This window comes from Psychrobacter sp. ENNN9_III (genome assembly GCF_001462175.1).
Classification (GTDB): Bacteria; Pseudomonadota; Gammaproteobacteria; order Pseudomonadales; family Moraxellaceae; genus Psychrobacter.
In genome coordinates this window covers 22808-28807 of the sequence record NZ_LNUO01000169.1, presented here as the reverse complement: position 1 = coordinate 28807, position 6000 = coordinate 22808, and the positions used below count along the sequence as shown (strand labels likewise).

The window sequence follows — 6000 nt, the reverse complement described above, 5'->3', positions numbered from 1 at the left end:
TGGTTTAATTAAGCGGTAATTTTGGATGCAAGCTCAATATACATTATATAGATCTGACTTTAAAACAGTCATTGTATTATGGTTATGATATTTAAATATAATGATAAAATATCATCTTTAAGTTTTATGCTTATTTAACAGTGCTTGTTACCTTTTGTAATGTCGATATCTCAATACAAAACGGTACTAGCAGTTATTACTCAACAGTTTGGTCACGGCACGTATGTCATTAGTTTCCTCTTTAAAGCACAGTATTTTTGTTCGAATTTATGCCGGTCTATTGATAGTCTGTCTATGTGTGGCCTTATTTGCTCAGTTATTAATGGATACTATTAATAAGGAGCGTGTACAAACCTATCGTGAGAATATGGCTACAGGCGCCTTTTATTTAGTTAGCGAAGGTGTGGGTCGACAGATAAGCGCCACTCAACGCGAATATTGGTTATCGGACGCTAGTAGTCTATTTGGCTCAACCTTTCGTATTGTGCCTACTGCCGAAATAGACTTTAGTTCAAGTGAGTTACGCCGTTTTGATAACGGCAATACAGTCGTGCGTTATAACAGTCAGCCTACTTATGCCGATGTTTATCATCGTCTACCAGATGGAGAAAGCGTATTAACTGTTAGAATATCGCAAGTTACAGAGCAACAAGTACGGGCAATGGCAGTGTTTTTGTTGGATGATCTGTCTTACTATACGACGTTGTCTGCAAAACGTACGCGTCTAAAAGAGTTAGAAGAGAAATTCTCTTTTCCGTTAGAGCTTAAGAGCGTCAATGCATTGGGCTTGGACACTGATCAGATGGCACGCCTACGCCGTGATGAAGTGGTTATATTGTTTCAAGATACTAGCACCAGCCGAGGCAACTCTGCTATTAGAATAATTGTGCCCTCTGAGATCAATGATATGGCTATTGTAATGGGTCCTGTTTCTTTGTTTAATTGGTTCCCGTTAAATTTAATTATCAGTATGGTTCTGATAAGTATGTTCCTAATTAGCCTAGGTGTGTATGCGTTAATCTTTCCACTTGAGCGTAAACTACAGCTGATTCAAGTAGGGGTGAACGAAGTTAGCCAAGGCAATCTTGATATTCAAGTACAAGTCATTGGACAAGATGAGATCGCGCGTTTGTCAGCCACATTCAATGCGATGACAGAACATATTAAACGTCTGATTGAATCACAACGTGAGCTGACTCGAGCGGTTTCTCATGAGTTACGTACGCCCGTAGCACGTATTCGCTTTGCTGTAGATATGCTTGCAGATACCGATGACGAGGACTCACGCTTTATGCAGCGTGACTATATCGACGAAGATATCGAAGCACTGAATGGATTAATTGATGAGATTTTGACCTACGCAAAACTTGAAGAGGGATCTCCTAAGTTAGAATTAGAGTCAGTAAACCTTAGGGAACTGGTTGAGCAGGTGGTACGCGAGACCAATGCCTTAGGGAAGTCTATCAAGGTCGTTGGAAAACTTCCAAGTGCAAAAGTAACAGCAATAGCAGATCGCCGCTATCTACATCGCGTTATTCAAAACCTTGCTGGTAATGCGCTGCGCTATGCAGAAACAACCATAGTTATTAGTGCTGGTGTCAAAAAAGGCAATGCTTTTGTTAGTGTTGAAGACGATGGTCACGGTATACCTGAGGAAGATCGTGAAAAAGTATTTATTCCCTTTTCTCGTTTAGATGATAGCCGTACACGAGCATCAGGTGGATATGGGCTGGGACTATCTATTGTTTCACGCATTGCGTTTTGGTTTAATGGCAGTATGAAGGTGGATGAAAGCGATAGTCTTGGCGGGGCAAGATTTGTTATGACATGGCCCATTAAACCTTTAACACAAGTGCTTGCTGCCGATGAGCTGACTCAAGAAAAAAGTGACCGTGACTTTAGCGATGAGTAACCCAAAAACCTTATTAGCCAATAATTGATTTGTATGAGAAGACTTTATCAACTAAAATCATTTAGAGTTGTTAATGGAGTCGACCACGTGATTTATGAATGAGATCAATAAATCACGTTTTGGTAAGTAATAACCTTATCTACGGTAATATTGAGCTTACCGTTATTTTGAGTTTAAGGCTGTACAGGAGAGTAAAATGCCTTATTTATTCGGTGGTTTAGTATTACTAAATGCCTTAATGCTTGGATTACTAAATGCCTTAATGCTTGGCTACTACTTGTTTATACAAAAACCAACTCCTACTGAGAGTTTACAGACTGCACAAGCAGAGCTCACGCATCCAATAACATTTATTAATAGTGCCAAGCATGTACCGCCGTTAATCGGGACTAAAGAATAACCCACTTTTTAAACCATCTCTTCATGATGGTTTTCGATGAATTGTCTTATATTCGTTCTTTTGTTAGCCTTCGCTATTGATGGCATTATCTGGGGTAGTCAAATCATCATCAATGACCGCTTCATCTGCAACTTTGGATAGAAGAGGCAGGCGGATACAAACTTGTAGTCCACCCTCAGGATGATTGATAGCTTCTACAGTGCCATGATGTAAACCTGCAATACGGCTAACAATAGCTAAACCAAGTCCACTGCCTTGAGTGGTACGTGCTGTTTCTCCACGCTCAAACGGTTGCATAATTCGTTCTAATTGGTCTTCTGCTACTCCATCGCCGCAGTCACGTACACATATCATCAATTGCTCCTGAGCTTCTTGATTTACCTCGCTTTCAGTCACGATATCAGTATTTTCTGCAATCACTGTCTCAATGAAGGTCGGTACGATATTGGCAGACAAATAGATTGGCGGCTTACCATAACGATTTGCATTATTCACAAGATTGATAACTAGGCGTTTTATCGATAAGGGACGTATTGGCACCGCTCTTTGAAGCTCTGATTGATAAACAAACGGCATAGGAGCAAATTGGACCATAATTTCATTAAATATAGTGTCTAAATTGGTGAGGCGTACAGGCTCATCAGAACCATCTTTCATAAAAGATATAAACTGCTCTAAATTGAAACTGCTCTAAAATTGCATCCATGTCTTCGATATCATAAATCAACCCCTCACGAAAAAAGTCATCTGGTAACATTTCAGCGGTCAAACGCATGCGTGTCAGCGGCGTACGCAGATCGTGTGAGATACCAGCCAACATGATAGTGCGTTCTTTTTGCGCTTGACTAAGCGTTGTAAATAGTCGATTGAATGCCGTATTGACCTGGCGGATTTCGGTAGGTCCTGTATGCGTTGGCAAAGTAGTCGCATGACCAAGACGAATGTAATTGGTAGCCGCACGCTGTAAGTGACGAAGAGGACGGTTTAGCTGACGTGCTAGCAAGATAATTGTCAATAAAGTCAGGATTGGCAAGCCTAACAGGAATAACGCTAACAATGTTGGGCTGTATTGAGAATAATAGACAACTGGTTCACGAATCCAAAAACTTTGGTCACGACTGTCTTGTATCCATAGCTGAGGCGTGGGCTTAAATTTAAAATATACTTCAACAGGTCGGCCTAATTGCGCTCCGATTTCTCGTTGCAAAACATCTGTAAATACTCCTACAAAAATCTTGTCTTCAACTTGAGGAAAGTCACTAGGATTGTTAACGACTACCACGTGTGAGTTACGATATAGCCATTGTTGCATCCTTGGGTTGTCTTGCCAGTCTTTTCTGGCACTATTCATTAAACGCAGCTCGCTTGTCAAATAACGCGCATGGTTTTTGAGCTCTGGTAAATATAAACTGCGCCAAAAAAACCAAATAGATAGACCAACGCTGATTATGACAATGAAGGCCACCATTAAGGTTGTAAGCCAAGTGCTAGAGTACGAACGTGGTAACCAAGCTGTGCGGCGATGACGAGAAGTTGGGGTAATCATAAGAATTTAACGCTCTTGCAGTATTGCATAAAGTATAGTGCAATACTGCATTAGGCGCTACGAGCTGGCTACAAAGTTATCATTAGATATCTAACCTTTGCGTCATAAATAGGGTGTGATATTTCAGGCCTTTAATTGCCTTTAAGCCATTGTTATAATAGTCATTAAATAAACACAGTTTATGTTTTCAACAAATCAAGACTGTGATATAATTATGCCCTTTTTGGTATACCTGCGAAAGAGAGAATTCACATGGTTGTTATTCGTTTAGCACGGGGCGGTGCCAAGAAACGCCCATTTTATCAAGTAGTTGTTGCTGATCAACGCCGCGCGCGTGACGGTCGCTATATTGAAAACATTGGCTTTTTTAATCCACTCGCCAAAGAGTCTGAAGAAGCAGTACGCCTAAACATGGAAGCGTACAATGCGTGGATCGCAAAAGGTGCACAGCCTTCAGATCGCGTTGCTTCATTAGCAAAGGCTTACAACAAATCAGCGACAACAACTACTGAAGCAACTGCTTAAGTGATAGTCGTTGAGTACTTATAGTCAATTCTTAGACTATTAAGTATGTTTTAAAATAGATAGCGTAGCTGGTTTGACCAGTATACGCCGTTAACTTTTTATACGCCGTTAACTGTTTTTATCATTTAATTGCTTTTTTATTGGCGATTACTGTTTTTCTTATTGTTAGGTTAGACATTATGTCATCTGTGCCAGACGCCAGTACACTTATAAAGATCGGTCAGCTTAAGAAACCTTATGGTATTAAGGGCTGGCTTTGGGTGTTTAGCGATACAGATGAACGTTCAGATATCTTTGATATGCAGCCATGGTGGATAAAAACTGCCACTGGCATGAAGCCGTTAACAGTCAGTAAGTGGCGTCAGCAAGGTACAGGGCTTGTGGCTCAATTTGAGCAAGTTCCTGATCGTAATATCGCTGAAACCATGAAAGGTGTGGCTATTTGGGTTGCAAAAGACTCACTACCTGAACCTGAAGAAGACGAATTTTATTGGTCGGAACTGGTTGGGCTAAGAGTTTTGAACGAGCAAGATGAGTATCTTGGTGATATTGCTGAGATGTTTGAAACTGGTGCTCATGACATTATGCGTGTCGCAGCACATTCAAACAGCTTAGATAATGAAGAGCGCTTGATACCATGGCATGCGCAAACTGTAATTGAGGTCGATATGACCAATAAAACAGTCCATGTCGCATGGCCAAGCGATTATTAATTTGATCTTTAAGATTGAAGTAATAATGTGCCTATATAGGTATCATTTAGCGAGCATTATTTAAACAGAGGTCAGATGTATTTTGCTGTGATCAGTATTTTTCCTGAGATGTTTGCCACGATTCGTGAGTTTGGTATTACGGGACGAGCAGTAACTCAAGAACAAATCACAATTGAGTGCATTAACCCGCGCGACTATACCACGGATAATTATCGCCGTATTGATGAACGTCCCTATGGTGGTGGTCCTGGTATGGTAATGATGGCGGAGCCATTATCTAAAGCAATTGAAGATGCGCGTCTGCGTGCTAGCCAACATGGTTGCCGTATTGATAAAGCACATTGTCCGGTGATTTATATGTCACCACAAGGACAAGTGCTGAGCGAAAAGAGTGTGGTCAGCATGACTGAGTATGATGGCATGATTTTATTATGCGGTCGTTATGAAGGAATTGATGAGCGTTTATTATCGCAGTATGTCGATATGGAAGTGTCACTTGGTGATTATGTACTGACTGGCGGTGAGTTACCGGCAATGGTACTTATGGATAGTGTGATACGTCGTCTACCCGATATAATGGGTGATGATAAGTCAGCTGAGCAAGATTCGTTCGTCGATGGTTTGCTTGATTGTCCACATTATACCAAGCCGCATGAGTTTGCTGGTATAAACGTTCCTGAAGTGTTACTTTCAGGTCATCATGCCAATATCGCTAAATGGCGTTTTAGTCAACAGGTCGAGCGTACCAAAGTACGACGTCCAGATTTGTGGCAAGCATTTACTCCAAATGCGCAGCAAGTTGCTTGGCTAAAAGCACTGGCAAAAAAAAATAGCTTGAAAACAGTTAACAACGAAGATTTTGATCAATAATGAAACAGGTCATACGACAATGGCCGTTTGTTAG

At 40.9% G+C, this 6000-nt stretch carries 5 protein-coding genes and 1 pseudogene; 5 read left to right on the top strand and 1 reads right to left on the bottom strand.

The features are described from left to right. The first annotated feature begins 223 nt into the window (after positions 1-223). Positions 224-1912: an ATP-binding protein gene (locus PENNN9_RS10385; RefSeq protein ID WP_058369612.1), complete on the top strand. Its 1689-nt coding sequence runs from the start codon at positions 224-226 to the stop codon at positions 1910-1912. 196 nt (positions 1913-2108) lie between these two features. Next, entirely contained in the window at positions 2109-2312 is a 204-nt protein-coding gene (locus tag PENNN9_RS10380) for a hypothetical protein (protein WP_058369611.1), read from the top strand. Positions 2313-2375: 63 nt separating this feature from the next. Here the strand turns inward: PENNN9_RS10380 and PENNN9_RS10375 are convergent. Next, positions 2376-3858 (bottom strand): annotated as a pseudogene (locus PENNN9_RS10375) (ATP-binding protein). Between the two features lie 252 nt (positions 3859-4110). Between PENNN9_RS10375 and rpsP the strand changes: the two are divergent. The 3 genes from rpsP to trmD all read left to right on the top strand — a co-directional run bounded on the left by rpsP (position 4111) and on the right by trmD (position 5966). Further along, complete coding sequence (rpsP, locus tag PENNN9_RS10370) at positions 4111-4383, top strand: 30S ribosomal protein S16 (protein ID WP_058369610.1); 273 nt, start codon at positions 4111-4113, stop codon at positions 4381-4383. A gap of 179 nt (positions 4384-4562) precedes the next feature. Then, on the top strand, positions 4563-5096 hold the full coding sequence (gene rimM / locus PENNN9_RS10365; protein ID WP_058369609.1) for a ribosome maturation factor RimM: 534 nt from the start codon (positions 4563-4565) through the stop codon (positions 5094-5096). Positions 5097-5171: 75 nt separating this feature from the next. After that, positions 5172-5966 (top strand): tRNA (guanosine(37)-N1)-methyltransferase TrmD, encoded by a 795-nt coding sequence (trmD, locus tag PENNN9_RS10360; protein WP_058369608.1) that lies wholly within the window; start codon positions 5172-5174, stop codon positions 5964-5966. Positions 5967-6000 lie beyond the last annotated feature (34 nt).